At 63.5% G+C, this 25,551-nt stretch carries 34 protein-coding genes; 6 read left to right on the top strand and 28 right to left on the bottom strand.

Annotation, left to right across the window (positions count from 1 at the left end; genetic code table 11):
- Positions 1-62: 62 nt before the first annotated feature.
- From AC57BR_RS21965 to AC57BR_RS21950, 4 genes are all read left to right on the top strand, one after another.
- Positions 63-1,637 (top strand): TadA family conjugal transfer-associated ATPase, encoded by a 1,575-nt coding sequence (locus AC57BR_RS21965; protein WP_496365202.1) that lies wholly within the window; start codon positions 63-65, stop codon positions 1,635-1,637.
- A gap of 3 nt (positions 1,638-1,640) precedes the next feature.
- A complete protein-coding gene (locus AC57BR_RS21960) occupies positions 1,641-2,573 on the top strand; it encodes a type II secretion system F family protein (protein WP_496364430.1) in 933 nt (310 codons plus the stop codon).
- Positions 2,574-2,580: 7 nt separating this feature from the next.
- The gene (locus AC57BR_RS21955; RefSeq protein WP_496364428.1) at positions 2,581-3,465 is read left to right on the top strand and encodes a type II secretion system F family protein; all 885 of its coding nucleotides are present in this window, start codon (positions 2,581-2,583) and stop codon (positions 3,463-3,465) included.
- Between the two features lie 106 nt (positions 3,466-3,571).
- Positions 3,572-4,033 carry an Hpt domain-containing protein gene (locus tag AC57BR_RS21950; protein ID WP_496364426.1) on the top strand — a complete coding sequence of 154 codons (462 nt, stop codon included), beginning with the start codon at positions 3,572-3,574 and terminating at the stop codon, positions 4,031-4,033.
- Between the two features lie 38 nt (positions 4,034-4,071).
- On the opposite strand, the gene AC57BR_RS21945 is transcribed toward AC57BR_RS21950, so the two are convergent.
- The gene (locus AC57BR_RS21945; protein ID WP_496364424.1) at positions 4,072-4,854 is read right to left on the bottom strand and encodes a response regulator transcription factor; all 783 of its coding nucleotides are present in this window, start codon (positions 4,852-4,854) and stop codon (positions 4,072-4,074) included.
- A 251-nt stretch (positions 4,855-5,105) separates the two neighbouring features.
- Between AC57BR_RS21945 and AC57BR_RS21940 the strand changes: the two genes are divergently transcribed.
- Together AC57BR_RS21940 and AC57BR_RS21935 are read left to right on the top strand one after the other, a co-directional pair.
- Positions 5,106-6,773 carry a sensor histidine kinase gene (locus AC57BR_RS21940; protein ID WP_496364422.1) on the top strand — a complete coding sequence of 556 codons (1,668 nt, stop codon included), beginning with the start codon at positions 5,106-5,108 and terminating at the stop codon, positions 6,771-6,773.
- A gap of 118 nt (positions 6,774-6,891) precedes the next feature.
- Positions 6,892-8,610, top strand: coding sequence for an HNH endonuclease signature motif containing protein (locus AC57BR_RS21935; protein WP_496364420.1), 1,719 nt, complete (start codon positions 6,892-6,894; stop codon positions 8,608-8,610).
- A 57-nt stretch (positions 8,611-8,667) separates the two neighbouring features.
- On the opposite strand, the gene AC57BR_RS21930 is transcribed toward AC57BR_RS21935, so the two are convergent.
- The 27 genes from AC57BR_RS21930 to rplV all read right to left on the bottom strand — a co-directional run bounded on the left by AC57BR_RS21930 (position 8,668) and on the right by rplV (position 25,514).
- On the bottom strand, positions 8,668-9,153 hold the full coding sequence (locus AC57BR_RS21930; RefSeq protein WP_496364418.1) for a sensor histidine kinase: 486 nt from the start codon (positions 9,151-9,153) through the stop codon (positions 8,668-8,670).
- A gap of 96 nt (positions 9,154-9,249) precedes the next feature.
- Positions 9,250-10,140 (bottom strand): response regulator transcription factor, encoded by an 891-nt coding sequence (locus tag AC57BR_RS21925; RefSeq protein WP_496364416.1) that lies wholly within the window; start codon positions 10,138-10,140, stop codon positions 9,250-9,252.
- A 114-nt stretch (positions 10,141-10,254) separates the two neighbouring features.
- Entirely contained in the window at positions 10,255-11,145 is an 891-nt protein-coding gene (truA, locus tag AC57BR_RS21920; protein ID WP_496364414.1) for a tRNA pseudouridine(38-40) synthase TruA, read from the bottom strand.
- Between the two features lie 31 nt (positions 11,146-11,176).
- Positions 11,177-11,776, bottom strand: a complete 600-nt coding sequence (gene rplQ, locus AC57BR_RS21915) for a 50S ribosomal protein L17 (RefSeq protein ID WP_496364412.1) — start codon at positions 11,774-11,776, stop codon at positions 11,177-11,179.
- 78 nt (positions 11,777-11,854) lie between these two features.
- Positions 11,855-12,865, bottom strand: coding sequence for a DNA-directed RNA polymerase subunit alpha (locus AC57BR_RS21910; RefSeq protein WP_003803733.1), 1,011 nt, complete (start codon positions 12,863-12,865; stop codon positions 11,855-11,857).
- 131 nt (positions 12,866-12,996) lie between these two features.
- Entirely contained in the window at positions 12,997-13,398 is a 402-nt protein-coding gene (gene rpsK / locus AC57BR_RS21905) for a 30S ribosomal protein S11 (protein ID WP_003803734.1), read from the bottom strand.
- 70 nt (positions 13,399-13,468) lie between these two features.
- Positions 13,469-13,843 (bottom strand): 30S ribosomal protein S13, encoded by a 375-nt coding sequence (gene rpsM / locus AC57BR_RS21900; protein WP_003803743.1) that lies wholly within the window; start codon positions 13,841-13,843, stop codon positions 13,469-13,471.
- A gap of 172 nt (positions 13,844-14,015) precedes the next feature.
- Positions 14,016-14,129, bottom strand: coding sequence for a 50S ribosomal protein L36 (rpmJ, locus tag AC57BR_RS21895; RefSeq protein ID WP_009358722.1), 114 nt, complete (start codon positions 14,127-14,129; stop codon positions 14,016-14,018).
- Between the two features lie 70 nt (positions 14,130-14,199).
- Positions 14,200-14,421: a translation initiation factor IF-1 gene (gene infA, locus AC57BR_RS21890; RefSeq protein WP_011775571.1), complete on the bottom strand. Its 222-nt coding sequence runs from the start codon at positions 14,419-14,421 to the stop codon at positions 14,200-14,202.
- Positions 14,422-14,590: 169 nt separating this feature from the next.
- The gene (locus AC57BR_RS21885; RefSeq protein ID WP_496364407.1) at positions 14,591-15,571 is read right to left on the bottom strand and encodes a P1 family peptidase; all 981 of its coding nucleotides are present in this window, start codon (positions 15,569-15,571) and stop codon (positions 14,591-14,593) included.
- Positions 15,572-15,670: 99 nt separating this feature from the next.
- Positions 15,671-16,501: a type I methionyl aminopeptidase gene (map, locus tag AC57BR_RS21880; RefSeq protein ID WP_496364405.1), complete on the bottom strand. Its 831-nt coding sequence runs from the start codon at positions 16,499-16,501 to the stop codon at positions 15,671-15,673.
- Between the two features lie 114 nt (positions 16,502-16,615).
- On the bottom strand, positions 16,616-17,185 hold the full coding sequence (locus AC57BR_RS21875) for an adenylate kinase (protein ID WP_175304999.1): 570 nt from the start codon (positions 17,183-17,185) through the stop codon (positions 16,616-16,618).
- A gap of 5 nt (positions 17,186-17,190) precedes the next feature.
- Positions 17,191-18,501, bottom strand: a complete 1,311-nt coding sequence (gene secY / locus AC57BR_RS21870; protein ID WP_307104311.1) for a preprotein translocase subunit SecY — start codon at positions 18,499-18,501, stop codon at positions 17,191-17,193.
- Positions 18,502-18,696: 195 nt separating this feature from the next.
- On the bottom strand, positions 18,697-19,182 hold the full coding sequence (gene rplO / locus AC57BR_RS21865; RefSeq protein ID WP_306924871.1) for a 50S ribosomal protein L15: 486 nt from the start codon (positions 19,180-19,182) through the stop codon (positions 18,697-18,699).
- A complete protein-coding gene (gene rpmD / locus AC57BR_RS21860) occupies positions 19,182-19,388 on the bottom strand; it encodes a 50S ribosomal protein L30 (protein ID WP_003803757.1) in 207 nt (68 codons plus the stop codon). The genes rplO and rpmD overlap by 1 nt, the downstream gene beginning before the upstream one ends.
- 3 nt (positions 19,389-19,391) lie before the next feature.
- A complete protein-coding gene (rpsE, locus tag AC57BR_RS21855; protein WP_496364402.1) occupies positions 19,392-20,108 on the bottom strand; it encodes a 30S ribosomal protein S5 in 717 nt (238 codons plus the stop codon).
- Positions 20,105-20,488 (bottom strand): 50S ribosomal protein L18, encoded by a 384-nt coding sequence (rplR, locus tag AC57BR_RS21850; RefSeq protein ID WP_003803763.1) that lies wholly within the window; start codon positions 20,486-20,488, stop codon positions 20,105-20,107. The genes rpsE and rplR overlap by 4 nt, the downstream gene beginning before the upstream one ends.
- 2 nt (positions 20,489-20,490) lie before the next feature.
- Positions 20,491-21,027 (bottom strand): 50S ribosomal protein L6, encoded by a 537-nt coding sequence (gene rplF, locus AC57BR_RS21845; RefSeq protein ID WP_003803764.1) that lies wholly within the window; start codon positions 21,025-21,027, stop codon positions 20,491-20,493.
- 18 nt (positions 21,028-21,045) lie between these two features.
- The gene (gene rpsH, locus AC57BR_RS21840) at positions 21,046-21,444 is read right to left on the bottom strand and encodes a 30S ribosomal protein S8 (protein WP_496364399.1); all 399 of its coding nucleotides are present in this window, start codon (positions 21,442-21,444) and stop codon (positions 21,046-21,048) included.
- A gap of 82 nt (positions 21,445-21,526) precedes the next feature.
- Positions 21,527-22,108 carry a 50S ribosomal protein L5 gene (gene rplE / locus AC57BR_RS21835; protein WP_003803769.1) on the bottom strand — a complete coding sequence of 194 codons (582 nt, stop codon included), beginning with the start codon at positions 22,106-22,108 and terminating at the stop codon, positions 21,527-21,529.
- The gene (gene rplX, locus AC57BR_RS21830; protein ID WP_003803770.1) at positions 22,108-22,467 is read right to left on the bottom strand and encodes a 50S ribosomal protein L24; all 360 of its coding nucleotides are present in this window, start codon (positions 22,465-22,467) and stop codon (positions 22,108-22,110) included. The genes rplE and rplX overlap by 1 nt, the downstream gene beginning before the upstream one ends.
- Before the next feature lie 3 nt (positions 22,468-22,470).
- Entirely contained in the window at positions 22,471-22,839 is a 369-nt protein-coding gene (gene rplN, locus AC57BR_RS21825; protein ID WP_003803789.1) for a 50S ribosomal protein L14, read from the bottom strand.
- Positions 22,840-23,260: 421 nt separating this feature from the next.
- Positions 23,261-23,566 carry a 30S ribosomal protein S17 gene (gene rpsQ / locus AC57BR_RS21820; protein ID WP_076801234.1) on the bottom strand — a complete coding sequence of 102 codons (306 nt, stop codon included), beginning with the start codon at positions 23,564-23,566 and terminating at the stop codon, positions 23,261-23,263.
- Positions 23,563-23,892 (bottom strand): 50S ribosomal protein L29, encoded by a 330-nt coding sequence (rpmC, locus tag AC57BR_RS21815; RefSeq protein WP_003803792.1) that lies wholly within the window; start codon positions 23,890-23,892, stop codon positions 23,563-23,565. The genes rpsQ and rpmC overlap by 4 nt, the downstream gene beginning before the upstream one ends.
- A 2-nt stretch (positions 23,893-23,894) precedes the next feature.
- A complete protein-coding gene (rplP, locus tag AC57BR_RS21810; protein ID WP_102973688.1) occupies positions 23,895-24,311 on the bottom strand; it encodes a 50S ribosomal protein L16 in 417 nt (138 codons plus the stop codon).
- Positions 24,312-25,148, bottom strand: coding sequence for a 30S ribosomal protein S3 (gene rpsC / locus AC57BR_RS21805; protein ID WP_003803796.1), 837 nt, complete (start codon positions 25,146-25,148; stop codon positions 24,312-24,314).
- Positions 25,149-25,514 carry a 50S ribosomal protein L22 gene (gene rplV / locus AC57BR_RS21800; protein ID WP_003803798.1) on the bottom strand — a complete coding sequence of 122 codons (366 nt, stop codon included), beginning with the start codon at positions 25,512-25,514 and terminating at the stop codon, positions 25,149-25,151.
- Positions 25,515-25,551 lie beyond the last annotated feature (37 nt).

The raw sequence follows: 25,551 nt of genomic DNA, 5'->3' as shown, positions 1-25,551 counted from the left end.
CCTCCGAACCCGCGCTCATGCGGGCTGCCCCCGTCCCAGTTCAGACCATAGCTGCGCCGTCAATGAGCACTGCCCCACGGCCTATCTCTGGTGTGACCGCGTACCAGACACGTGCGGCACGGCGTGCAGCTGAAGCGGCTGCCCAAGCGGCGGCTGCCCAGGAGCTTACAGCGTCGCCCGCCGCGGTGACTGCGCCCGCTGCGGGCGCCGCCGAGGAGCGCGCTAAGCCAGTTGCCAGTGCTCCCAGCATTCCAACTCCGGGCCGCCGACTGACTGTGCAGGCACCACCGGTCCAGGTTGGCGGCACATCGCAGACGGAGGCGTTCAAGTCCAAGGCTCAGCAGCCTGTGGATGTTTTTGCTGCCCTGAAGCAGCGTGCGGCAACGGCGCTGTTTGAACGCATGGGGGCGCGGTTCAACGATTCAAGCCTCACGGAACAGGAGCTCCGAAGGACCGCCCGCGAAGAGCTCATCCGCATCATCGACGCCGAGCAGGTGCCGCTGACCGCGGACGAACGGACGCGCCTGGTGGCAGACGTTGCTGATGACGTGCTCGGTTACGGTCCGCTCCAGCGGCTCCTTGATGACCCCGCCGTCACCGAAATCATGGTGAACCGGATGGACCAGATCTACGTGGAGCGCAAGGGAACACTGACTCTAACGGATTCGCGGTTCAGCTCGGAAGAGCACCTCCGCAAGGTGATCGAGCGCATCGTGTCCAAAGTGGGCCGGCGCATCGATGAGTCCTCGCCGCTGGTCGACGCGCGCTTGGAGGACGGCTCCCGTGTCAACGCCGTCATCCCACCGCTTGCCGTCGGCGGTTCCTCGCTGACCATCCGTAAATTCAGCAAGGTACCCCTTACCGTCCAGAACCTCATCGATTTCGGGACCCTCACCCCGGAGATGGCCGAACTGCTCAACGCGTGCGTCAAAGCCAAGCTCAACATCATCGTGTCGGGCGGTACGGGTACCGGCAAAACCACCCTGCTTAATGTCCTTTCGTCCTTCCTTCCGTCCGACGAGCGCATCGTGACGATCGAGGACGCGGTGGAGCTCCAGATCCAGCAGGAACACGTGGTCCGGCTGGAGAGCCGCCCGCCGAACACGGAGGGCAAAGGTGAAGTCACCATCCGCGAGCTGCTCCGCAACTCCCTGCGTATGCGTCCGGACCGAATTGTGGTGGGTGAGGTCCGCGGCGGGGAATCCCTGGACATGCTCCAGGCCATGAACACCGGCCACGACGGCTCCCTGTCCACCGTGCACTCCAACTCACCCCGCGACGCCATCGCCCGTCTGGAGACTCTGGTCCTCATGGCGGGAATGGATCTGCCGCTGCGCGCCATTCGCGAGCAGATCGCCTCTGCCGTGAACCTCATCGTCCAGATCTCGCGTCTGCGGGATGGCACCCGGCGGATCACTCATGTGACGGAGGTACAGGGCATGGAGGGCGACATCGTCACCCTCCAGGATGCCTTCGTCTTCGACTACTCCGCAGGAGTCGACCAGCATGGAAAGTTCCTCGGCAAGCCTGTCCCGACCGGCATCCGGCCGCGATTTATCGACCGCTTTGAAGACCTCGGGATTCACGTATCAGCCGGTGTCTTTGGAGCGCCCCCAATTCCCTCAGAAAGGTACTGACCAATGATCGTGGCACTGGGCGTTGTCCTTGTAGTTGCCTCGGTGGTGCTGGGCGGAGTTGCAGTGCTGATTCCGCGCACGCCCACGGTACCGCTGGACCGGCGTCGTCCTTTCCGTACGGAAGCGGACTCTCAGCTCACCCGCTTCGCCGGCAGCGCAGTCCAATCCATTGACCGCGTTCTCGCCAAGAGGAACCTACGTTACTTCGACCGCGAAACTCTGGAGAACGCCGGCCTCCGGCTCAGCCAGGCAGAATTTATCCTGCTGATCCTGGTGGGCGCGTTCGTCGGAGCCCTCATCGGGCTCGTCGTCGCCGGGCCGCTGCTGGCGATCTTGATGGTCATCGCAGCCCCCTTCGTGGGACACCTGGTGCTCGGCTTCCTGGCCGGCAAGAGGCGGGCCAAGTTCGATGAGCAACTGGGCGACACCCTCCAGCTGCTGTCCGGCAGCCTCCGTGCCGGCCACAGCATCCTCCGTGCCATCGACGCCGCGGCCAACGAATCCCAGGCCCCAACGTCGGAAGAAATGCGCCGCATCGTTTCCGAGACCAGCTTGGGACGCGACCTGCTCGTGTCGCTTAACGACACGGCAGACCGCATGAAGAACGAGGATTTTGTCTGGATATCCCAGGCCATCCAGATCAACCGCGAGGTGGGCGGAAACCTGGCGGAGGTTCTCGACCAGGTAAATGAGACCATCCGCGAGCGCAGCGAGATCAAGGGCCACATCAAGGCACTCGCGGCAGAAGGCAAGTTCTCCGCCTACATCCTCATGGCGCTGCCCGTCGGCATTGTCGTCCTCCTCGCAATGGTGAATCCCGGGTACATGAACAAAATGTTCACCAACCCGCTGGGCTGGATCATGATCGTGGCGTCCATCATCCTCATGACCATCGGCGGCCTGTGGATGCGCAAGATCGTCAACCTGAAGTTCTGAGGCCACTATGGATCCTTTGATTTTCCTCGCGCTGCTCCTGATTTGCCTGCCCCTCGCGTATCTGGCGTGGACCATGCTGTCCGTCGACCGGAAAGGGTTGGCAAACGCCCGGGCTCTCCTGTCCAGGGGCTTCCACCGTGCTGAGGTGGAGAAGAAGCCCAACAGCGGTCTGGTCGAGAAGATCGGCTTCCGTCTCACCCCCGCTGGTTACGTTCACAAGCTCGACAGGCTGCTTTCCCTGGCCGGCCGCCCGGCGTCCATGCCGCTCGGCAGGCTACTGGCGGCGAAACCGGCGCTGGGTCTGATCGGCGGTCTCCTTGGGCTGTACATCAGCTCCATTGGGACGACGCCGATCATGAAGCTTGTGGGCATCTTTGTCCTTTTCCTGGGGTACTTCATCCCGGACCTGATGCTCTACAGCAAGGGCCAGGAGCGGCAGAAGGCCATGCAGCTGGAGCTCGCCAACACCCTGGACCAGATGCTGATTTCGGTCGAAGCGGGTCTTGGCTTCGAGGGAGCCATGGCCCGCGCGGGCGAAAACGGCAAGGGGCCACTGGCTGAAGAGCTGGTCCGCACCCTGCAGGACATGCAGGTGGGCCGGAGCCGCCGAGAGTCTTATCTCGCGCTGGCCGGACGCACGAACCTTCCGGAGCTGCGGAGCTTTGTGCAGGCTGTAGTACAGGCGGATACATACGGCATTGCCATCAGCCGGGTGCTGCGGGTCCAGGCCAAGGTAATGCGGGTGAAGCGCCGCCAGCGTGCCGAGGAGAAGGCGATGAAGCTGCCGGTGATGATCCTGTTTCCGCTGCTGTTCTTCATCTTCCCTGTGCTCTTCATCGCTATCCTCGGCCCTGCCGTCATCAACACCATCGAGACCTTCGCCAACCAGTAAGGTGAGGACTTCCTCAGGATTTTCCCCACCACAAGGTACCCGCAGGGTTTCCACAGGATCCAAGCTCAATCAGGGTTTTCCCAACCTCAGAAAGTAGCCTTAAGTCATGTCCATCTCAGGTTCCGGAGCACCCGACAGCAGCGCCAACGGCGTCTGCGTGCCGGTGTCCGGCGTCCCGAATGGCAGGGCTCACAACGAATCGGAGAGTGTTGCTTTGCCCGTTTTGAACCTGGATGTCCTTCACGAATTGGAAGAAGACATGGGCAGTACAAGTGTGGCGCACAACTTCGCCAGGGATTACGTCAGCATCTGGAACAAGCGCCGAAGCTACCTCGAACGGTCGGTGGAAGACAACGACGCAGAGGCAGCCATGGACGCCGTCCTCAGTGTGAAAAATTCCGCCACCATGGTTGGCGCCGCCCGGCTGGCCCAGCTGGCAGTGAACCTGGAACGCCTCGTCAAGAGCGGAGATCTGCCTGCTGTTCGCCGGCTGCTGCCATTCGTAGCGCTGACCGGCGAACAAACCGTCTGCGGCCTGAAGCAGGGTTACCTCCCGCCGGAAGCCTGAGCCGGCCTCAGCCCGCCGGAAGTCTGAGCGCCTGAGCCCTACTCCGCCCGTTTCGGAGCCAGCCGGTAGCCGACGCCGCGCACCGTGACCAGCCACCGAGGATCCTGCGGGTCCTCACGAAGTTTGCGGCGCAGGTTTCCGATGTGCACCTCAACAGCCCGCTCGTCCGCTTCGCTGATGTAGGTGTCCTCGCCGTAGTACTCGCCCCGCACCACGCGCACCAGATCAGCCCGCGTACGCACGGCGCCCGTTCCCTTCAGCAGCTCGTGCAGCAGGTCGAATTCACTCCGGGTCAGCCCCAGCGGCGTGCCGCGGAGTGCCACGGTCCTGGTTTCGGTATCGAGTGCCAGCCCGTTGTGCTGCAGCACGGCGCCCCGGCGCGAACCGGGGGAACCGGCAGAGCCAGCGGACCCGGAGTCCGGAGAAGAGACTGCGACCTCACCGGCAGCAACCCGAGGCCGGCGCATCATGGCCGAGATGCGGGCCCGCAGTTCGCGCGGCCGGAAGGGCTTGACGATGTAGTCGTCAGCGCCGCCCTGGAGAGCGGTGATCGTGTCCAGCTCTTCCCCGCGGCCGGTGAGCATCACCACGTAGGCATCGCTGAACTGCCGGATGCGGCGAAGAACTTCGAAACCGTCAATGTCCGGCAGGCCGACGTCGAGCGTTATTACGTTTGCCTGGCGCTGCCTGGCCACATCAACCCCGTCACGGCCGGTCCCTGCCGAGTGCACTTCAAAACCAGCCTGCTGCAAAACCGCGTCAAGGAGGTTCCTGACATCAACGTCATCCTCGATAACCACGGCAACACCAAGATCGCCCACCACTACCTCTATCCAGGTAAAACCACCGCATAGCCCAGCGCAATGCGGTAAGCGTTACCAGATTACCTACGCTACAACGTAGAAGTGTCCAAAGCGCCAAATTTGCCCATATCTTTTGGACGCGCACCGGACAGTAGTGCCTTCCCCTCCAAATACCGAAGAATAGGTGTGCATAATGGGCTCCATGTGTTCGTTTAACAACGAGTGGCCCTGGAATTCGGAAGTGCGGGCGAGTACCGGGCGCAACCGCATTGGGTGAGCAGGTGCTGGTCCATGACACGGACCGATTCTTCCGACGGCTGCAGCCCCGCGTCCAGGTGGCGCTCTGCCAGCTCCCAGTAACGGTCATTCTTGCCGCGCTGGCGATCGCCGCACCAGCCGTATGGCCCACGCTGATCCAGAGCGGAGTTTTTATCGCGTCCATCATGCTGATGGTGGCGATGTTTCTCGCCTGCTTTCTGGTGCCCTGGGAACGGCTACCCTCCAACGCATATCTGGTAATTCCGATACTCGACCTGGTGCTGATCGGGCTCGCCCGTAACGGTGCCGTTCCTGCCGTTGCCGGGCTGGGAGTCCTGGCGATATTCCCGGTCATCTGGCTTTCCAGCTCCGAAGCCTACCCGCGAAGCACCGTATTCCTGAGCTTTTTCGGCCCACTCCTGATCGGCATTCCGTCGTTGGTTCAAAAGTTTCCCAGAATTTCACCTTCAGACATTGCCACGGCAATTCTGCTTCCGCTAATGATGCTGGCCGTCTCGGTGGCAATCAGGTTCGCCGGCGCCAATGTGCGGCTGCAGCGACAAAGGCTGGAGAAGAAGGATGCCGAGCTCCGCGAACTGCTGCTGGATAGCAGGAACCGCGAACGGCTGCTCAAAACCATTCTGGACACCACGGATGTGGGCATTGTTGCCGTAGATGCCGACGGCCAAAAGGTCCTGGTCAACGACCAGCAGAAAACGTTCAGGCAGGCGGCAGCCCCGGCCGGCACGGAGCAGCCCCTCGAAGCCCAGCAGCTCATGTTCGGCCAGGACCGGGTCACCCCGCTTCCGCTGGACAAACGCCCCATCCGCCGCGCCGTTTCCGGCGAGACATTCGCCGACTACCTGGTCTGGCTGGGCGAGGGATCAACGCAAAGGGCCGTCTCCACCGCTGCGCGGATCATCAAGAACGACGACGGCGGGTTCAGCGGGGCAGTCATCGTCTACAGTGACGTCACGGGTCTGGTAGAAGCCCTGTCCGCGAAGGAAGAGCTGATCTCCAACGTTTCGCACGAATTCCGCAGTCCGCTGATGTCCGTGCTTGGCAATGTGGACCTGGTGCTGGATGAAGCGGACGGCCTGTCCCCCGACTCCGTGCACCGGCTGGAAGTGGTGCAGCGCAACGCCGAGCGGTTGCTGTCCCTCGTCTCGGAGCTTTTGGTGTCGGCGTCCGCCGTCTTGGCCGTGCATCCCCGCCGGACCGACCTCGCAGGCTTGATCGAGAACAGCATCGGCTCGGTCCAGGCCCAGGCGGACGCCAGCAACGTCTCCCTCGCCACCGACGTTCCGGCGCCACTCTGGGCGCACGCCGACCCGCTCCGCATCGGCCAGGCTCTGGACAACCTGGTGTCCAACGCCATCAAATACTCTCCCGACGGCGGCAAAGTCACCGTGAGTGCCCGGCGCAGCGACTCCTGGGTGCAGCTGAAGGTCCAGGACACGGGCATGGGCATCAGCGAAGAGGAAACATCACGCGTCTTCACGCGGTTCTTCCGCAGCCAGGCCGCACGCCAGGCCGCAATACCCGGCGTGGGGCTGGGCCTGTCCATCACCAAGACCATCGTGGAGCGGCACGGCGGTGCCATCTCCTGCGAGAGCAAGCCCGGTGCAGGCACCACCTTCACCCTCACCCTGCCGGCCGAGGGAGCCCCCGGGTCCTGACGCGAGTACAGGTCAGATTCGGTTTTCCACTACGACCCGGTTTTCCACAACGAGCCGGTTTTCCACAATGAGCCGAGGCACCGTCGTTATTGTCACAGGCCGGTGGCATGCTGTGGGTATGGATCACGCAGCAGTTGTGGAGACGTTGAAAGCCGTCGGTGCCTCCGCTCTTTCACTGGCTGCCGCGCTCTGTGCAGCTGATCCGGGCCCGGATGGCGCGGACCCGCAGCCGAATGGCGCGGATCCACAGCCCGATGGCGCGGATCCACTGCGGGATCAGGCGGATGCGTGCCTGGACGGACTGGCCGGGGTGGCTGCGATGGAGGCCCGGCTGGCGGCCGTGAAGGTGCGCCTCGCTGCCGGTTTCGCCGCGGCGGAGGAGGCCATGACCCCGCCTGACGCATCCGCGCAGGACTGCACCGCCCGGCAGATGTCTGTGACCGCGGAGGTTGCTGGCGCCCTGACCGTCAGCGAAGGATCGGCGGCACGGCTTCTGGCCGAATCCGCGAAGCTAAGCACGGACCTGCCGTTGACGCTGGCCGCGCTGGGATCAGGAACACTGTCGTGGCAGCACGGGCGCACAATGTGCGATGAAACCGACGGGCTGGATCCGGCGGCCGCGGCGGCTTTTGAGGCGCACTTCCTGGACCAGCACGCGACCAACCCGGCACGGGGGTGCCCGGCCGGGGAGCTGACACCTGGCAGGTTCCGGGCCAAGGCCCGCTATTGGCGGGAACGGCACCACCCGGTCAGCATCGAAACCCGCCACACCAAAAGTGCGAAGGACCGACGGCTGGAGTACGTCCCCGACCGGGACGGCATGGCCTGGCTCTCGGCGTATCTGCCCGCCGACCAGGCAGCCGGCATCTGGGACCGCACCACCGCCGCCGCCCGGGCACTGCAGGGCCCCGCCGAGTCACGGACCCTGACCCAGTTGCGCGTCGATGCCGCCGCCACTTGGCTGCTCACCTCAGGCCACCCGATTGACGGCGGGATTGACGGTCCGCCCCCGGAATCCGTGCCCGCAGGTATAGCGCCGGCCGGTGAGGTGCCATCTCCGGCGGCGCAGGTCTTGGTCACGGTTCCGGTGTTCTCACTGCTCGGCCTCACGGACGAACCAGCCACGCTCGACGGGTACGGGCCGATCCCGCCGTCGATGGCCCGCCGGCTCGTCGCCGACGGCGGTGGATCGTTCCTGCGGGTGCTGACTGACCCGCGGGACGGGGCACCACTGGATATCGGACGCACCAGCTACCGATTAACGAAACCGATGCGCCAATGGCTCCGGCTCCGGGACGCCCGATGCTCCTTCCCCGCCTGCAACAACCACTCCCTGGACAACGACGCCGACCACATCCTGGCCTGGTCCGACGGCGGCGGTACCGGCATCGCCAACCTTGGCCAGACCTGCCGCAAACACCACCGCCTGAAACACACCACAGCGTGGAGACCGGTCGGCGCCACCCGTGAGAGCCCGCCCGGCTGGATCTCACCCACGGGACGGTCCTACCCCACCGAACACCTGGACTGGGAACCGGCATATTGGCCAGAACCGCAGTCCCTCGCGCCCCGGCAAGCACTGCCGGACTTGCCCGGACCACCGGAATGGCCGGACGTCCCCGATGGCTTCCTCGAGCCCGAGATCCCTGATCCGCCCCGCTGGCCTAAACCGCCCGACATCCCAGAACCACGAGACTGGCCGGAGACGCCCCACTTGCTCGAGCCGCCGGATGAGCCAGACCAGCCAGACGAGGGTGGCTCCGACTGCCTTGACGCCCTCGGACCACCACTGCCGGTGGATCCGTGGCCCGGCTGGGCATCACTCACTGCTGCGTAGAAGACGTGCCAGGCGCGCCGCTAAGGAGACTCTCCCTAGTCCCGTGGCAGGGTCACGCTAATCCAGCGGCAGGGTCACGGTGACGGACGTTCCCACGGAGGTAGCCGACTCGACTGCCATCCGGCCGCCGGCGGAAGTGACGGCGAGGCGCATGAGCCGAAGCCCCATGCCCGAGTGCCTGCCGTGGGTGGCGGCCTCAACGTCGAAGCCGCTGCCGTCGTCGGTCACGCGGAGCTGGACAGCGTGGTTGTCGCCGGAGCGGCAGACACAGCACAGCCGGACGGTCACGGCGGACGCGTCGGCATATTTATGGATGTTGCTCAGGAGCTCCTGCGCCGCCCGGTAGAGCAGCGTGGCGGACTTCCTGTCCACTTCCATTCCATGGTGGGGCGCCTCGAGGTGCACGGTGATCCCGCGTTCGCGCAGCGGGAGGGCCAAACGGTCAATCGCCCCCGCGACGCCAAGCGCATAGAAATCAACCGGATGCGTATCGGTAAGAACGCCACGGACTGCGACGACGTCGTCGCTTGTTAGTGATTTCATGTTCCAACTGTGCGCCCGCCGCCTTGTTATTTTCTTGTAACTTTCCGGCGTGTCCCCCGTTTGAAGGGGCGCAGCAGAGGCGGGCCCGGCAGTCGGCTACGCGAGTGTGTAGCCGGACCCGCGAACCGTCTTGAGCCAGCGTGGTTTCCGCGCGTCGTCCCCCAGCTTCCGGCGCAGGTTGCCGATGTGGGTTTCGATGATCCGGCCGGGGTCGCGCGTACCCGATTTGGTGGCGTCCGGGTTACCTGATTCGCGCTTCACCAGTCCCAGAAGCCCCACGAGTTCCGCCTTGGTGACCACGCCGCTGCCGCGCTGCAGCAGGATGTGCAGCAGGTCGAACTCGGTCCGGGTCAGCTGCAGCGCGCGCCCTCCGAGGGTGGCCGCCCGCGTTGTGCAGTCGAGCTCCAGCCCCTTGTGCTCATAGCTGCGCTCGTAGCCCCGGCTGGGTGCGCGGCCCTCTGCTGCTGCAAGGTCCTCCGCTGCTGTCCTGCCTTGGGCTGCCGTAAGCCACATCGCCTGCACGGGCGCCGGCTCAGTTTTCGCCGTGGCCGCGGTCCGCAGCCGCGGCGAAACCAGCGGCGGTTCCCGCGGCGTCACGATCGGCGGGACGGTGAGCTGACGGGGCCGCCGCAGCATGCCGTCGACGCGGGCCCGGAGTTCCCGTGGCCGGATGGGCTTGACCATGTAGTCGTCAGCTCCGGCATCGAACCCCTTCAAGGTGGCTCGTAGGTCACCCCGCGCGGTGATGATCAGGATGTAGGTGTGGCTAAATTCGCGGATGCGCCGCAGCACGTCGTAGCCGTCGGTGTCAGGAAGCACCAGGTCCAGCGTGACAGTGTCCGGCCGCTTGGCACGCACCAGCGCCACCCCGGATTCGCCGGTGGCAGCGCAGTGCACCTCGAATCCGGCTTCCCCGAGCGTTGCCCGCAACAAGGACCGGACTTCCTCATCCCTGTCGATGACCACAACGACGCGACGATCACTCATCCCTTACCCCCTGTAAGGACCGCATGACTAAAGACTGCGTCTCAGCCTACTAGCCGCGCGACGGGAAACGAGGCAACGCCCTCGACTCTGCAAACACAAGGTCGCAGAGGAGGGTTACTCCCGCAGCGCCCGCGTGAGCTCTGCCCGGGCGAGCAGTTCGTCGTTGGAGGGGTAGGCCACTTCTTCGAACACCAGGGGATGCGGCGCGGCCAGGACGGAACGCGCGTCGCGCTTCCTCGCCAGCAGGCGCTCGTGCAGCCACTCCGGACGCTCCTGCCCCTCCCCCACGTACAGCGCCGAACCCACCAGGGCGCGCACCATGTTGTGGCAGAAGGCGTCGGCCTGGACGGTGGCAACAATGACGCCGTCCGGCCCGCGGGAAAACTCGAAACGCTGCAGTTCGCGGACGGTGGTGGAACCTTCCCGAGGCTTGCAGAAGGACAGGAAGTTGTGCAGGCCCAGCAGCTTCGCCGAGCCTTCGTTCAGCAGATCCACATCCAGGGGCGTCTTGTGCCAGAGCGTGTCGTAGCGGCCGAGCGGATCCCACTTCTCCGGGCCGTCCCCGATCCGGTAGCTGTAGCGGCGCCAGAGCGCGGAGAAACGGGCGTCGAAGCCTTCGGGGGCGACCGCCGCGTGGTGGACGACGATGGCGCCGGTCTGGTCCCCCAGCCCGCGGCTGAGCGCGCCCCTCAGACGCCGCAAAAGGGCGACGGCGGGATCGACAGCCGCACCACGGCTCAGTCCCAGCCACTCGGCTTCCGTCAGGTCGAGGTGGACCACCTGGCCGCGGGCATGCACGCCGGCGTCGGTGCGCCCGGCGACCGTGACACGCACCGGCCGGCGGATCAGCAGCTCCAGCGCCGCTTCCAATACACCCTGAACGGTACGCAGTCCTGGCTGCACTGCCCACCCGCTGAACGGGCCGCCGTCGTACGCCAAATCGAGCCGGATACGCAAAAACCCGCCGCCCCCCAAAACGGGGGCAGCGGGTTCTTGGTGGGTCATAGACTCAAGTCTATGCGAAGGATTTTGCGAATTACTTCGCGTCCTTGGCCTCGTCGGCAGCAGCCTCGTCAGCGGCAGCTTCCTCGGCCGGAGCCTCTTCAGCAGCAGCTTCTTCAGCCGGAGCTTCCTCAGCAGCGGCTTCCTCAGCGGCCGGAGCCTCTTCGGTTGCAGCCTCGGTCTCAACGACCTCTGCCTCGGGAGCTTCCTCTGCAGCCGGAGCAGCAGCGGCAGCGGCCTGGGTAGCCTCGGCTACAACGGCCTGCTTGGCGGAAACCGGCTCGAGAACCAGCTCGATGACAGCCATGGGAGCGTTGTCGCCCTTACGGTTGCCAATCTTGGTGATGCGGGTGTACCCGCCGTTGCGGTTCTCCACAGCCTGGGCGATGTCGGTGAACAGCTCGTGGACGACGCCCTTGTTGCTGATCAGGCCGAGAACGCGGCGGCGGGAAGCGAGGTCGCCACGCTTGGCGAAGGTGACCAGGCGCTCTGCGTACGGCTTCAGGCGCTTGGCCTTGGTGACCGTGGTGGTGATCCGCTTGTGCTCGAACAGTGCGGAAGCCAGGTTCGCGAGCATCAGACGCTCGTGAGCCGGGCCGCCTCCGAGGCGCGGACCCTTAGTGGGGGTAGGCATAATTGTTTCTCCTCATATGGAAGCCGGGAGGCTGCGCACATCGCGGTGCGGGCCAGCCCCTCGGCCAAGATCTGCTTGTTAGAGCTCGTCGTCGCTGAACGCGGCGTCGTCCTCTTCGATGGCTGCGGCGCGGGCAGCAAGGTCGAAACCGGGAGGCGAGTCCTTCAGGGACAGACCCAGTTCAACCAGCTTTGCCTTGACCTCATCGATGGACTTCGCACCGAAGTTGCGGATGTCCATCAGGTCAGCCTCGGAGCGGGCAACGAGTTCACCCACGGTGTGGATGCCCTCACGCTTGAGGCAGTTGTAGGAACGGACGGTGAGGTCCAGATCCTCGATCGGCAGAGCCATGTCTGCTGCCAGGGCAGCATCCGTCGGCGACGGGCCAATCTCGATACCCTCAGCTGCGGTGTTCAGCTCGCGGGCCAGACCGAACAGTTCCACCAGGGTTGTGCCAGCGGAAGCAACGGCATCGCGCGGGGCGATGGCCTGCTTGGTCTCAACGTCGACAATGAGCTTGTCGAAGTCGGTGCGCTGCTCAACACGGGTAGCTTCCACGCGGAAAGTAACCTTCAGCACCGGCGAGTAGATGGAGTCAACCGGAATGCGGCCAATCTCTGCGTCGCCGGACTTGTTCTGAGCTGCCGATACGTAGCCGCGGCCGCGCTCGATGGTCAGTTCGAGTTCGAACTTGCCCTTCGAGTTCAGCGTGGCAATGTGCAGATCCGGGTTGTGGAACTCGACGCCGGCCGGCGGAGCGATGTCCGCGGCGGTGACGACTCCGGGGCCCTGCTTGCGCAGGTAAGCAACAACCGGCTCGTCGTGCTCAGAGGACACGGACAGGTTCTTGATGTTGAGGATGATCTCGGTGACATCTTCCTTGACACCCGGAACCGTCGTGAACTCGTGCAGCACGCCATCGATCCGGATGCTGGTTACAGCGGCACCGGGGATGGAGGAGAGCAGGGTACGGCGGAGGGAGTTTCCGAGGGTGTAACCGAAGCCCGGCTCCAGCGGTTCAATGATGAACCGGGAGCGGTTTTCGGAGACGACCTCTTCGGAGAGGGTGGGGCGCTGTGCAATGAGCACTTAGGTTTCCTTTCGGCGAGCATCCGCTATATGACGCAACACAGGTGGTGGAAAATCGGTCTGAGGACTTAACGCGGCGGGCTTGCCCGGACCCGAAACGGGTCCGGGCAAGCTCCGGCTGCGGAAAGTACTTAGACGCGGCGGCGCTTCGGCGGACGGCAGCCGTTGTGCGCGGCGGGGGTGACGTCCTGGATGGAGCCAACCTCGAGGCCGGCAGCCTGCAGCGAGCGGATGGCGGTTTCGCGTCCGGAACCCGGTCCCTTGACGAACACGTCAACCTTCTTCAGGCCGTGCTCCTGTGCACGCTTGGCGGCGGCTTCGGCAGCCATCTGCGCGGCGAACGGGGTGGACTTACGCGAGCCCTTGAATCCAACCTCACCGGCGGAAGCCCAGGAGATCACAGCACCGGTCGGGTCCGTGATGGACACGATGGTGTTGTTGAACGTGCTCTTGATGTGCGCCTGGCCAAGCGCGATATTCTTCTTGTCCTTCTTACGCGGCTTGCGAACCGCGCCACGAGTCTTCGGGGGCATTTCTTCTCCTACAGAAAGTTATTTGGGGGAAGGCCGTGCTGATCCCACATTTGCCTAAGGCAAATGCGGTTTAGCGGGCCTTCTTCTTGCCGGCGACGGTACGCTTCGGGCCCTTGCGGGTACGAGCGTTGGTCTTCGTACGCTGACCGCGTACGGGCAGGCCCTTGCGGTGACGCAGGCCTTCGTAGCTGCCGATTTCAACCTTGCGGCGGATATCTGCTGCCACTTCGCGGCGAAGGTCACCCTCAACCTTGTAGTTGCCTTCAATGTAGTCACGCAGCTCTACCAGCTGCGCATCCGTCAGGTCCTTGACCCGAACGTCAGCGCTGATGCCGGTGGCAGCCAGGGTTTCGTGTGCACGGGTCTTGCCCACGCCGTAGATGTAAGTAAGCGCAATTTCCAGCCGCTTTTCGCGGGGAATGTCTACGCCAGCGAGACGAGCCATAGTGGCGGTACTCCTTGAATAAACCGGAGGTCGTAGGCAGTACACCCGCACTTTCAGTGCGGCCCCAGCCTCCGACCGGGGGTTAGCTGTCCGGGCCCATGCGTCCCAGTTCAGCTTGTGCTGCCTTTATTTACTTGCGTGGGTTAGCAACCCAGGGATTCCCTGACGGGAATTAGCCCTGGCGCTGCTTGTGGCGCGGGTTCTCGCAGATCACCATGACCCGGCCGTTACGGCGGATCACTTTGCACTTTTCGCAGATCTGCTTGACGCTCGGCTTGACCTTCATGGCGTTCCTTTGCGTGATAGCAGTTGGGCCGCTGGAGCGGCCTTAGGCAATTGCCTTGGCCGCCCAACGTTTACTTGTAGCGGTAGACGATACGACCACGTGTCAGGTCGTAAGGGCTCAGCTCCACCACTACCCGGTCCTCAGGGAGAATCCTGATGTAGTGCTGGCGCATCTTTCCAGAGATGTGTGCCAGGACGACGTGCTTGTTGGTGAGCTCAACACGAAACATCGCGTTGGGCAGCGCCTCAGTCACTACGCCCTCGATCTCAATGACCCCGTCCTTCTTGGCCATATCCTCCGCTAACTGTTGTTTGCCACAGACCTCCGGCTGGCGCCGGGCATGACTGCGGACGTTTTTGATTTGATTGACCGTCGCCCTCCGGCCGCAAATGGGCGTGGCAGGGCAGACAACCAACATGCAACTCTACGGCATTAGGGCCGGAAAGTTAAATCCAGCTATGTTAGCGCACATCGCCCGGGTATGCACCAAATTCGCCCGCAGGAGTTGTCACCGCCTGGGCGCTGCTGACCCCGTCCAGGATGGCCAAACGTACGACGTCGGCTGCCGCACTCTGCAGCGTCATCAGACTTATCTGCCGGGCAGCTTCCGTACTCCTGTCCAGCTCCTGGCCCCCGGTGGCGAGGCAGAACACGGTGTCCCCGTCGGCCAGGGTGTGACTCGGGTTCAGCGCCCGCGCCAGCCCCGCATGGGCAGCGGATGCGGTCCGCTTGCACTCGGCCACATCCAGCACCGCATTCGTGGCGACGACCACGAGCGTTGTGTTGAGGGGTGTGCCGGGTTCCACCCGCTGCTCGGGTGTGCCGGGCTCACCAGACGCTTCCGGAACCAGCGGAAGGCCGAGCGCATTCACCACCGCTATCGCACCTACCACGACCGGTCCGCCGTCAGAGATGTCTCTTAGGGTGACCGACGCTGTGCCCACTCCCCCTTTGTATTTCCCGCGGCCGATGACGGCTCCGGTGCCGGCTCCCACATTGCCGCGTTCGACGTCGTGCCCTTCCGTCTGCGCCCGCGCAGCTGCGGCCGCCGCGTAGCCCATGGCCTCATCCGGGCGGGCACTGAAGTCGCCGCCGCGGCCGAGGTCGAAGATGGCTGCCGCCGGAACGATGGGCACCACCCCTCCCGTCACGGCGAAGCCGCGGCCCTGTTCTTCACACCACCGCTGGACGCCGTGTGCAGTAACCAGTCCGTAGGCGCTGCCGCCGGTCAGCACCACGGCGTCCACCGTGCGTACGAGGGTGGTGGGGTCCAGCGCATCGGTCTCGTGGGTTCCGGGTCCTCCCCCGCGGACGTCCACCGAACCGACTGTCCCCGCAGGGGGCAGGACCACTGTCACCCCGCTCAGCCACCCGCCGTCGGACTTCTGTTGGTGCCCGACACGCACGCCCGGCACATCGGTGATCTTTCCCTGCGCTCCCATGCGCCCATTCTCCCCTGCGGACAGCAACGAGTCGCCGCCCCGCCCAACTGACTCGCATTTGTTGTCGTTTTCAGCCGTCAAAACGACAACAAATGCGAGTTAGTTGGGGATCGGGACCGGCACCACGCCAAGGGGCGCAAGCTTGGCCGCGCCGCCGTCGGGCGCCGAGAGTACCCAGATCCCCTTCTCGTGGACTGCCACGGAGTGCTCCCACTGGCACGAACGCTTGCCGTCGGTGGTGACTACGGTCCAGTCGTCCTCCAGCACTGCCGTCTCGATGCCGCCGCGCACCAGCATGGGTTCGATGGCCAGGCAAAGGCCGGGGCGGATCTTCGGGCCGCGGTGGCTGGTGCGGTAGTTCAGGACGTCGGGGGCCATGTGCATCTCGGAGCCGATGCCGTGGCCCACATAGTCCTCGAGGATGCCCAGGGGCTTGCCCGGCACCGAGGAGACATAGTCGTCCACTGCCGCGCCGATGTCGCCCACGAACTTGCCCTTGGCCAGGGCGGCGATGCCGTGCCACAGGGCCGTCTCGGTGACGTCGGAGAGCCGCTGGTCCTCCGGATCCGGCGTTCCCACAATGACGGTCCGCGCCGAGTCGGAGTGCCAGCCGTTCACAATGGCGCCGCCGTCGATCGAGATGATGTCCCCGTCCTGCAGCACCTTGTCCCCCGGGATGCCGTGGACCACTTCCTCGTTGACCGAGGTGCAGATGGTGGCGGGGAACCCGTGGTAGCCCAGGAAGTTGGACTTTGCGCCCGCCTCAAGCAGCACCGCAGCGAAGACCTCGTCCAGTTGCTTGGTGGTGACACCCGGGGCTGCTGCCGCCACGGCAGCGTCGAGGGCGCGGCTCAGGACGAGCCCGGCCTCGTGCATGGTGCGCATCTGGGCGTTGGTCTTGTATTCAATCCGTGGCTGGCCGAATGCCATCAGCGGTGTTTCCTCTCAATGTGCCCCCCGGCCGGGCTGGTAGCGGCCCCAGGGCTAAATGCCGGAGGCCCCTCCCCATGGTCCGGGAGGAGCCTCGCAGCGTTGGAACTGATATCAGGCGGCCTGCGCCTCTTTGATGGCCTGCATGACGCGGTCGGTAACCTCGTCGATCTGGCCGATGCCGTCCACCTGGGTCAGGATGCCACGTTCGGCATACTTGGCCACAACAGCCTCGGTCTGCTCGTGGTAGAGGTCCAGGCGGTGGCGGATGACGGCTTCGTTGTCGTCACTGCGTCCGGTTTCCTTCGCGCGGCCCAGCAGGCGGGACACGAGTTCCTCGTCATCGGCGGTGAGCTGCAGGACCACGTCCAGCTTCTGGTCGCCGTCGGCCAGGATCTGGTCCAGGTAGTCAACCTGGGCGGTGGTGCGGGGGTAGCCGTCCAGCAGGAAGCCGTCCTCGACGTCGCCTTCGCTGAGACGGTCGCGGACCATCTTGTTGGTCACGCTGTCCGGGACGAAATCCCCGTTGTCCATGTACTTCTTGGCCTCAACGCCGAGCGGAGTCTCGCCCTTCACATTGGCGCGGAAGATATCGCCGGTGGAGATCGCAACGACGCCGAGGCGTTCAGAAATGCGTTCCGCCTGCGTGCCCTTGCCCGAACCCGGTGGTCCGATAATCAACATTCTGGTCATCGCAATAGCCCTTCGTAGTGACGCTGCTGTAGCTGCGCGTCAATTTGCTTGACGGTTTCCAGGCCAACGCCCACCATGATCAGGATCGAGGTGCCACCGAACGGGAAGTTCTGGTTTGCGTTGATCAGCACGAGCGCCACCAGCGGTATCAGTGCCACGAAGCCAAGGTAGAAGGCTCCGGGCAGCGTGATGCGCGACAGGACGTACTGCAGGTAATCCGCGGTCGGCTTGCCGGCACGGATACCCGGAATGAAGCCGCCGTATTTCTTCATGTTGTCGCTGACCTCTTCAGGGTTGAAGGTGATCGCGACATAGAAGTAGGTAAAGAACACGATCATGGCGAAGTACAGCGCCATGTAGATGGGGTGGTCTCCGCGGGTCAGGTTGTTGTTGATCCACTCCACCCACGGCTGGATCGACTCCCCCGCCTTCGGCTGGTTGAACTGGGAGATCAACGCCGGCAGGTAAAGCATCGAGGAAGCGAAGATGACGGGAATGACGCCGGCCATGTTCACTTTGATGGGGATGTAGGTGCTGGTGCCGCCCACTGTACGGCGACCGATCATGCGCTTGGCGTACTGCACCGGGATGCGGCGCTGGGACTGTTCCACGAACACCACCAGGGCAACCGTCAGCAGGCCGATGGCCAGCACGATGAAGAACGTGCCCGGGCCCTGCGCGGACCAGATGGCGCCCAGCGAGGTGGGGAAGCCGGCAGCGATGGCCGTGAAGATCAGCAGCGACATGCCGTTGCCGACGCCCTTCTCGGTCACGAGCTCACCCATCCACATGATGAGGCCGGTGCCGGCCGTCAGCGTGATGATGATGAGGATCGTGGTGATGACGCCCTGGTCCGGAATGATGGGCAGGTTGCAGCCGGGCAGCAACTGGCCTGACCGTGCCAGCGACACCAGCGTCGTGGCGTTCAGCAGGCCAAGGGCGATCGTCAGGTATCGCGTGTACTGCGTCAGCTTGGACTGCCCGGAGGCGCCCTCTTCGTACAGTTGCTGGAAACGCGGAATGACCACGCGCAGCAGCTGCACAATGATGCTCGCCGTGATGTACGGCATGATGCCCAGGGCGAAGATGGAGACCTGCAGCAATGCACCGCCGCTGAAAAGATTGACGAGCTGGTAGATCCCGCCCTGGGTCTGCCCGTTCGACAAGCATTGCTGGACATTCTGGTAGCTCACACCGGGCGAGGGGATAAAGGCTCCCAAGCGGAAGATTGTGATGATTCCCAGCGTGAACAACAACTTGCGTCGCAGATCAGGCGTTCGAAACGCCCGGCCGAATGCGCTTAGCAAGCGTCCTCCTCAGTAGTTAATAAGTCTCGTGATGCAGGTCTATAAACCCAACAACCGAGTCTAACCGGTGTTTGCGGCATGCGAACAATCCGGAAGACCCAATGGGTATGAAAAAACTCCCGGCACGGGGGCCTCGGCCCCCGTGCCGGGAGTTTGTGCAGCGGGCTATTGCCCACCGGCTCCGGGACGGAATCCCTAGAGCGCGGTGGTGCTGCCGCCGGCTGCAGCGATCTTTTCAGTGGCACTGGCTGAGAAGGCGTGGGCGGTGACGTCAACCTTGACGGTGATGTCGCCGGTGCCAAGCACCTTCACGGGCTGGTTCTTGCGAACAGCACCCTTTGCAACCAGGTCCTCCACGGTGACAGCGCCACCTTCCGGGAACAGCTCGTTGAGCTTCTCCAGGTTCACAACCTGGAACTCAACCCGGAACGGGTTCTTGAAGCCGCGAAGCTTCGGCAGGCGCATGTGCAGCGGCAGCTGGCCGCCGGCAAAGCCAGCCTTCACCTGGTAGCGGGCCTTCGTACCCTTGGTACCGCGACCGGCGGTCTTACCCTTGGAGCCTTCACCACGACCAACACGGGTCTTGGCGGTCTTGGCACCCGGGGCGGGACGCAGGTGGTGAACCTTCAGAGCGCTCTGCTTCTCAGCAGCTGCGGTCTCGGCCGTGTTCTTCTCTGCCATTACTTCGCCTCCTCAACATTCACGAGGTGCGGAACCGTGTTGAGCATTCCAACGGTCACGGCGTCGGCGGTGCGGACAACGGTGTGTCCGATCCGCTTCAGGCCGAGGGACCGCAGGGTGTCGCGCTGGTTCTGCTTGGCGCCAATGACGCCCTTGATCTGGGTGATCTCCAACTTGGCGTCGGAGGGAGTCAGGTTCTTCGCCATGACTTAGACACCTGCCTTCTGGTTCATCAGAGCCTTGACCAGTGCCGGCGGAGCGACCTCGTCCAGCGGCAGGCCACGGCGTGCTGCCACGGCTGCCGGCTCTTCGAGGCGCTTCAGGGCATCAACGGTCGCGTGAACGATGTTGATGGCGTTGGAGGAACCGAGCGACTTGGAGAGGATGTCGTGGATGCCCACGCACTCCAGTACTGCACGGACCGGACCGCCGGCGATAACACCGGTACCGGCGGAAGCCGGACGCAGCATTACGACGCCTGCAGCGGCTTCACCCTGAACGCGGTGAGGGATGGAGTTGCCAACGCGGGGAACGCGGAAGAAGGACTTCTTGGCCTCTTCAACGCCCTTGGCGATAGCAGCGGGAACTTCCTTGGCCTTGCCGTAACCGACGCCAACCAGACCGTTGCCGTCACCAACGACGACGAGTGCGGTGAAGCTGAAGCGACGACCACCCTTGACGACCTTGGAAACGCGGTTGATGGTAACTACGCGCTCGATGTACTGGTTCTTCTCGGCTTCACGTCCGCCATCGCGGCCGCCACGGCCACCGCGGTCGCCGCGGCCCTGGCCACGGTCGCCACGCTCGCCGCGACGGGCGCCACCACGGCGGTCCTCGGCAGCGGGGGCAGTGGTCTCAGCAGCTGCGGCTTCGGTCGCCTTCTCTTCTGCAGACACAGTGTCCTTTTCCTTGTTTGCTTCGGTCACAGTGACAGCCCACCTTCGCGTGCACCGTCAGCGACGGCCGCGATCCGGCCGTGGTACTTGTTACCACCACGGTCGAACACAACAGCCTCGACGCCGGCAGCCTTGGCACGCTCGGCAACGAGCTCGCCAACGCGCTTGGCCTTGGCGGTCTTGTCACCGTCGAATGCACGAAGGTCAGCTTCCAGAGTGGACGCGCTCGCTACGGTCTGGCCAATGGTGTCATCGACAACCTGGACAAATACGTGGCGTGCGGAGCGGTTGACGACCAGGCGAGGACGTACAGCCGTTCCGGAGATGCGCTTGCGGATACGAAGCTGGCGGCGGCTGCGCGAAGCAGACTTGCTCTTGTTCGTACGCTTCTTGTTAATGGCGATGGCCATGGTTACTTACCAGCCTTTCCGACCTTGCGGCGGATGACTTCGCCCGCGTAGCGGATGCCCTTGCCCTTGTACGGGTCAGGCTTGCGCAGCTTGCGAATGTTGGCAGCAACCTCGCCGACCTGCTGCTTGTTGATGCCTGAGACAGAGAGCTTGGTCGGCCCCTCTACTGCAAAGGTGATGCCGGCCGGAGCGGAAACGCTGACCGGGTGGCTGTAGCCGAGAGCGAACTCAAGGTCAGATCCCTTGGCCTGAACGCGGTAACCGGTACCGACGATTTCAAGCTTCTTCTCGTAGCCTGCGGTGACGCCCTGGATCATGTTGGCGATCAGGGTGCGGGTCAGGCCGTGGAGCGAACGGGAGGCGCGCTCGTCGTTCGGGCGGGTGACGGTCAGGGTGCTGTCTTCCAGCGCAACCTCGATCGGGCTGGCCACAGTGTGGCTCAGCTCGCCCTTGGAACCCTTGACGCTGACGACAGAGCCGTCAACCTTGACCTCAACGCCGGCAGGAACGGTGATGGGGAGACGTCCAATACGTGACATTATTCTCTTCCTTTCCCGTTACCAGACGTAAGCGAGGACTTCGCCGCCCACGCCCTTCTTGCCGGCCTGCTTGTCAGTCAGGAGGCCGGAAGAGGTGGACAGAATTGCGATACCCAGGCCACCCAGCACGTGCGGCAGGTTGGTGGACTTCGCGTAAACGCGGAGACCCGGCTTGGAGATGCGACGGACACCAGCGATTGAACGCTCGCGGTTCGGACCGAACTTGAGGTCGATGGTCAGCTTCTTGCCAACCTCAGCCTCTTCTTCCTTCCAGCCGGCGATGAAACCTTCGGCCTTCAGGATGTCCGCAACGCGGGCCTTGAGCTTGCTGTAAGGCATAGACACGGAATCGTGGTATGCCGAGTTTGCGTTACGCAGGCGCGTAAGCATATCTGCGACAGGATCTGTCATTGTCATTTGGGCACTTGCCCTTCCTCGTAACGGTTTCCGCCATTCTGTCCCTGGGGGACAAGAGCGGCCGGACCTTTTACGTAGTTAATTAAGCTTCGGTTTTGAACGGGAAACCAAGCGCCTTGAGCAGCGCGCGGCCTTCGTCGTCGGTCTTGGCGGTGGTCACAACCGTGATGTCCATACCGCGGGTGCGGTCGATGGAGTCCTGGTCGATCTCGTGGAACATAACCTGCTCGGTCAGACCGAAGGTGTAGTTGCCGTTGCCATCAAACTGCTTGCCGCTCAGGCCGCGGAAGTCGCGGATACGGGGCAGAGCCAGCGTGACCAGACGGTCCACGAATTCCCACATGCGGTCGCCACGCAGGGTTGCGTGTGCACCAATGGGCATGCCTTCGCGCAGCTTGAACTGGGCGATCGACTTGCGGGCCTTGGTGACCTGCGGCTTCTGGCCGGTGATCAGGGTGAGGTCGCGGACAGCGCCGTCGATCAGCTTGGAGTCCTTAGCGGCATCTCCAACACCCATGTTCACTACAACCTTGACCAGACGGGGAACCTGGTTCACGTTCTCGTACTTGAATTCCTCAAGAAGCGCGCTCTTGATGGAATCGGCGTACTTGGTCTTCAGACGAGGAACGATCTTCGTTGCCGGAGTCTCGAGAGTCTCAGTCATTAGATGTCCTTCCCGGAGCTCTTGGCCACGCGGATGCGGACGGTCTTCTTGACGCCGTCCTTCTCAACGGTGTCGAGGCGGAAACCAACGCGGGTCGGCTTCTTGGTGGACGGGTCAACGAGAGCCACGTTGGAAACGTGGATCGGAGCCTCGACAACCTCGATGCCGCCGGTCTTGGTGCCGCGCTGCGACTGGCCGACCTTGGTGTGCTTGGTTACGCGGTTGATACCCTCAACCAGCACGCGGTTGGTGTCCGGGAACACGCGCAGAACCTTGCCCTGCTTGCCACGGTCGCCGCCGCGCTCAGCCTTGGCGCCAGTGATGACCTGTACCAGGTCACCCTTCTTGATCTTAGCCATGGACTAGAGCACCTCCGGAGCCAGAGAAACGATCTTCATGAACTTCTTGTCACGGAGTTCACGACCAACCGGTCCGAAGATACGGGTACCGCGGGGGTCACCGTCGTTCTTCAGGATGACGGCTGCGTTCTCGTCAAACTTGATGTAGGAACCATCCGCACGGCGGCGTTCCTTCTTGGTACGGACGATGACAGCCTTGACGACGTCGCCCTTCTTTACGTTGCCGCCCGGAATTGCATCCTTGACGGTTGCGACGATTACGTCGCCAATGCCTGCGTAGCGACGGCCAGATCCACCGAGAACGCGAATGGTAAGGATTTCCTTAGCACCCGTGTTGTCGGCGACCTTGAGTCGCGACTCCTGCTGAATCACTATTTACTCCTTGCGTCGCGCCGGTTCTCAGACCGAAAATCTTCCTACGGAATGAGCCTTGCGGAACGGTTGATCGGGGTGTCTCTTGACCTGACTGGATTTTGCCAGACCAGGCCTAAACGCCCGTGCCACAAACAGTTGCTTCCCAAGCCCGTGGGGGCGCAAGGGGGCACTATGCCGTGGCACGATTGTTTACGAGGTTTGCTGTCGGCGCACAACAGGCGCCATACAAACTCAATATCCTAGCACAGTTGGGGCCCAGCTCCATATCACCAGACGGGGCTCCCCCGCAACGTACGACGGCGACATGTAAGTCAGACTTTCGGCCCGCCGTCGGACACTCCCCGCTTAACGCGGAAACCCCCGCTCCCAAAGGGAACGGGGGTTTCCGGTACAGCTGCCAGAGGCGGTGCTGCAGGTATTACTTAGCCTTCTCGAGGATCTCCACGAGCCGCCAGTTCTTGGTGGCGGACAGCGGGCGGGTCTCGGCGATGACAACCAGGTCGCCGATGCCGGCGGTGTTCTGCTCGTCGTGTGCCTTGACCTTGGAGGTGCGGCGGATGACCTTGCCGTACAGGGCGTGCTTCACGCGGTCTTCAACCTGAACAACGATGGTCTTGTCCATCTTGTCAGAGACCACGTAGCCGCGACGCGTCTTACGGTAACCGCGCTGCTCAGCCGTAGCTGCCGTAGCAGTTTCCGTCACGTTCTCGTCCTTTTCACTCACTTGGCGTCCTCCTCGGTCTCAGCCTCTGCCGGCTTTTCAGCCTTCTTAGCTGCAGACTTCTTGGACTTCTTTTCTTCCTTGGCTTCCACAACCGGTGCGGCAACCTCGGCACGAATGCCCAGCTCGCGCTCACGGAGAACGGTGTAGATGCGTGCGATGTCCTTCTTTACCGCGCGCAGACGACCGTGGTTCTCCAGCTGTCCGGTGGCGGACTGGAAACGCAGGTTGAACAGCTCTTCCTTGGACTTGCGGAGTTCTTCAACGAGACGCTCGTTGTCGAAACCGTCCAGCTGTGCGGGTGCAAGATCCTTTGACCCAACTGCCATTTCTATTCACCACCTTCGCGACGCACAATGCGTGCCTTCAACGGGAGCTTGTGGATCGCCAGGCGCAGGGCCTCGCGAGCTACCTCATCACTGACACCGGAGAGTTCAAAGAGAACCCGGCCCGGCTTGACGTTGGCGACCCACCATTCCGGCGAACCCTTACCGGAACCCATGCGGGTTTCGGCAGGCTTCTTGGTCAGCGGACGGTCCGGGTAAATGTTGATCCAGACCTTACCGCCACGCTTGATGTGGCGGGTCATCGCGATACGGGCAGATTCGATCTGACGGTTCGTGACGTATGCCGGGCTCAGGGCCTGGATGCCGTACTCACCGAAGGAGACCTTGGTACCGCCCGTGGCAGCGCCGGAACGACCCGGGTGGTGCTGCTTACGGTGCTTGACTCGACGTGGGATAAGCATTTAAGCCTGTCCTCCTTCTGCTGCCTGTGCCGGTGCTGCTGCCTCGGCTGCCGGAGCTGCAGCAGCAGGTGCTGCGTCGGCTGCCGGACGGTCGTTACGACGGCGGCGGTCACCACGGTCAGCGCCACCCGGGCGGCCCGGACGGTCGCCGGAACGGCCACGGGACGGAGCAGCAGCTGCCTGCTGAGCCAGTTCCTTGGAGGTGACGTCGCCCTTGTAGATCCAGACCTTCACGCCGATGCGGCCGAAGGTGGTCTTGGCTTCGTAGAAGCCATAGTCGATGTTCGCGCGCAGGGTGTGCAGGGGCACACGGCCTTCGCGGTAGAACTCCGAGCGGGACATTTCTGCGCCACCCAGACGGCCCGAGCAAGCGATACGGATACCCTTGGCACCGGCACGCTGTGCGGACTGCATGGCCTTCTTCATCGCACGGCGGAATGCCACGCGGGAAGTCAGCTGCTCTGCAACACCCTGGGCAACAAGCTGGGCTTCCATCTCGGGGTTCTTGACCTCGAGGATGTTCAGCTGGACCTGCTTGCCGGTGAGCTTTTCGAGCTCGCCACGGATGCGGTCTGCCTCGGCGCCGCGGCGGCCGATGACGATGCCCGGACGTGCCGTGTGGATGTCCACGCGGACACGGTCACGGGTGCGCTCGATCTCGACCTTGGCGATGCCGGCGCGCTCCATGCCCGTGGACATGAGCTGGCGGATACGGATGTCTTCGCGAACGAAGTCCTTGTACCGCTGGCCGGACTTGGTGCTGTCAGCGAACCAGTGCGATACGTGATCGGTGGTGATGCCGAGTCGGAACCCGTGCGGGTTTACTTTCTGTCCCACTTAGCGAGCCTCCTCTTTCTCCGGGGTAGCGACTACCACGGTGATGTGGCTGGTGCGCTTCTTGATCTGAAATGCACGACCCTGAGCACGCGGCTGGAACCGCTTCATGGTCGGGCCTTCATCAACAAACGCTTCGCTGATGATGAGGTCACCTTCGTCGAACGCAACACCGTCGCGGTCCGCGAGGACCCGGGCGTTGGAGATTGCCGACTGAACTACCTTGAATACCGGCTCCGAAGCTGCCTGGGGGGCAAACTTCAGAATTGCCAGAGCCTCGTTCGCTTGCTTACCACGAACAAGGTTGACGACGCGCCGGGCCTTCATAGGCGTTACGCGGATGTGGCGCGCAATTGCCTTGGCTTCCATTGCTTTCCTTCTCTCGTCTTTGACGTAAGTGCAGGCG

This window comes from Arthrobacter sp. BGA-UO-ETr-C19 (assembly GCF_059568005.1).
This window is presented reverse-complemented; position numbering and strand designations above follow the sequence as displayed.

What these genes read in the sequence shown, in the direction of transcription:
- AC57BR_RS21965 (WP_496365202.1), top strand. Translation starts at nt 63, where the DNA reads ATGAGCACTGCCCCACGGCCTATCTCTGGTGTGACCGCGTACCAGACA.
- AC57BR_RS21960 (WP_496364430.1), top strand. Translation starts at nt 1,641, where the DNA reads ATGATCGTGGCACTGGGCGTTGTCCTTGTAGTTGCCTCGGTGGTGCTG.
- AC57BR_RS21955 (WP_496364428.1), top strand. Translation starts at nt 2,581, where the DNA reads ATGGATCCTTTGATTTTCCTCGCGCTGCTCCTGATTTGCCTGCCCCTC.
- AC57BR_RS21950 (WP_496364426.1), top strand. Translation starts at nt 3,572, where the DNA reads ATGTCCATCTCAGGTTCCGGAGCACCCGACAGCAGCGCCAACGGCGTC.
- AC57BR_RS21935 (WP_496364420.1), top strand. Translation starts at nt 6,892, where the DNA reads ATGGATCACGCAGCAGTTGTGGAGACGTTGAAAGCCGTCGGTGCCTCC.
- AC57BR_RS21930 (WP_496364418.1), bottom strand. Translation starts at nt 9,153, where the DNA reads ATGAAATCACTAACAAGCGACGACGTCGTCGCAGTCCGTGGCGTTCTT.
- AC57BR_RS21925 (WP_496364416.1), bottom strand. Translation starts at nt 10,140, where the DNA reads ATGAGTGATCGTCGCGTCGTTGTGGTCATCGACAGGGATGAGGAAGTC.
- truA (WP_496364414.1), bottom strand. Translation starts at nt 11,145, where the DNA reads ATGACCCACCAAGAACCCGCTGCCCCCGTTTTGGGGGGCGGCGGGTTT.
- rplQ (WP_496364412.1), bottom strand. Translation starts at nt 11,776, where the DNA reads ATGCCTACCCCCACTAAGGGTCCGCGCCTCGGAGGCGGCCCGGCTCAC.
- rpsK (WP_003803734.1), bottom strand. Translation starts at nt 13,398, where the DNA reads ATGCCCCCGAAGACTCGTGGCGCGGTTCGCAAGCCGCGTAAGAAGGAC.
- rpsM (WP_003803743.1), bottom strand. Translation starts at nt 13,843, where the DNA reads ATGGCTCGTCTCGCTGGCGTAGACATTCCCCGCGAAAAGCGGCTGGAA.
- rpmJ (WP_009358722.1), bottom strand. Translation starts at nt 14,129, where the DNA reads ATGAAGGTCAAGCCGAGCGTCAAGCAGATCTGCGAAAAGTGCAAAGTG.
- infA (WP_011775571.1), bottom strand. Translation starts at nt 14,421, where the DNA reads ATGGCCAAGAAGGACGGGGTCATTGAGATCGAGGGCGTAGTGACTGAG.
- AC57BR_RS21885 (WP_496364407.1), bottom strand. Translation starts at nt 15,571, where the DNA reads ATGGGAGCGCAGGGAAAGATCACCGATGTGCCGGGCGTGCGTGTCGGG.
- map (WP_496364405.1), bottom strand. Translation starts at nt 16,501, where the DNA reads ATGGCATTCGGCCAGCCACGGATTGAATACAAGACCAACGCCCAGATG.
- AC57BR_RS21875 (WP_175304999.1), bottom strand. Translation starts at nt 17,185, where the DNA reads ATGTTGATTATCGGACCACCGGGTTCGGGCAAGGGCACGCAGGCGGAA.
- rplO (WP_306924871.1), bottom strand. Translation starts at nt 19,182, where the DNA reads ATGGCAGAGAAGAACACGGCCGAGACCGCAGCTGCTGAGAAGCAGAGC.
- rpmD (WP_003803757.1), bottom strand. Translation starts at nt 19,388, where the DNA reads ATGGCGAAGAACCTGACTCCCTCCGACGCCAAGTTGGAGATCACCCAG.
- rplR (WP_003803763.1), bottom strand. Translation starts at nt 20,488, where the DNA reads ATGGCCATCGCCATTAACAAGAAGCGTACGAACAAGAGCAAGTCTGCT.
- rplF (WP_003803764.1), bottom strand. Translation starts at nt 21,027, where the DNA reads ATGTCACGTATTGGACGTCTCCCCATCACCGTTCCTGCCGGCGTTGAG.
- rpsH (WP_496364399.1), bottom strand. Translation starts at nt 21,444, where the DNA reads ATGACAATGACAGATCCTGTCGCAGATATGCTTACGCGCCTGCGTAAC.
- rplE (WP_003803769.1), bottom strand. Translation starts at nt 22,108, where the DNA reads ATGACTGAGACTCTCGAGACTCCGGCAACGAAGATCGTTCCTCGTCTG.
- rplX (WP_003803770.1), bottom strand. Translation starts at nt 22,467, where the DNA reads ATGGCTAAGATCAAGAAGGGTGACCTGGTACAGGTCATCACTGGCGCC.
- rpmC (WP_003803792.1), bottom strand. Translation starts at nt 23,892, where the DNA reads ATGGCAGTTGGGTCAAAGGATCTTGCACCCGCACAGCTGGACGGTTTC.
- rplP (WP_102973688.1), bottom strand. Translation starts at nt 24,311, where the DNA reads ATGCTTATCCCACGTCGAGTCAAGCACCGTAAGCAGCACCACCCGGGT.
- rplV (WP_003803798.1), bottom strand. Translation starts at nt 25,514, where the DNA reads ATGGAAGCCAAGGCAATTGCGCGCCACATCCGCGTAACGCCTATGAAG.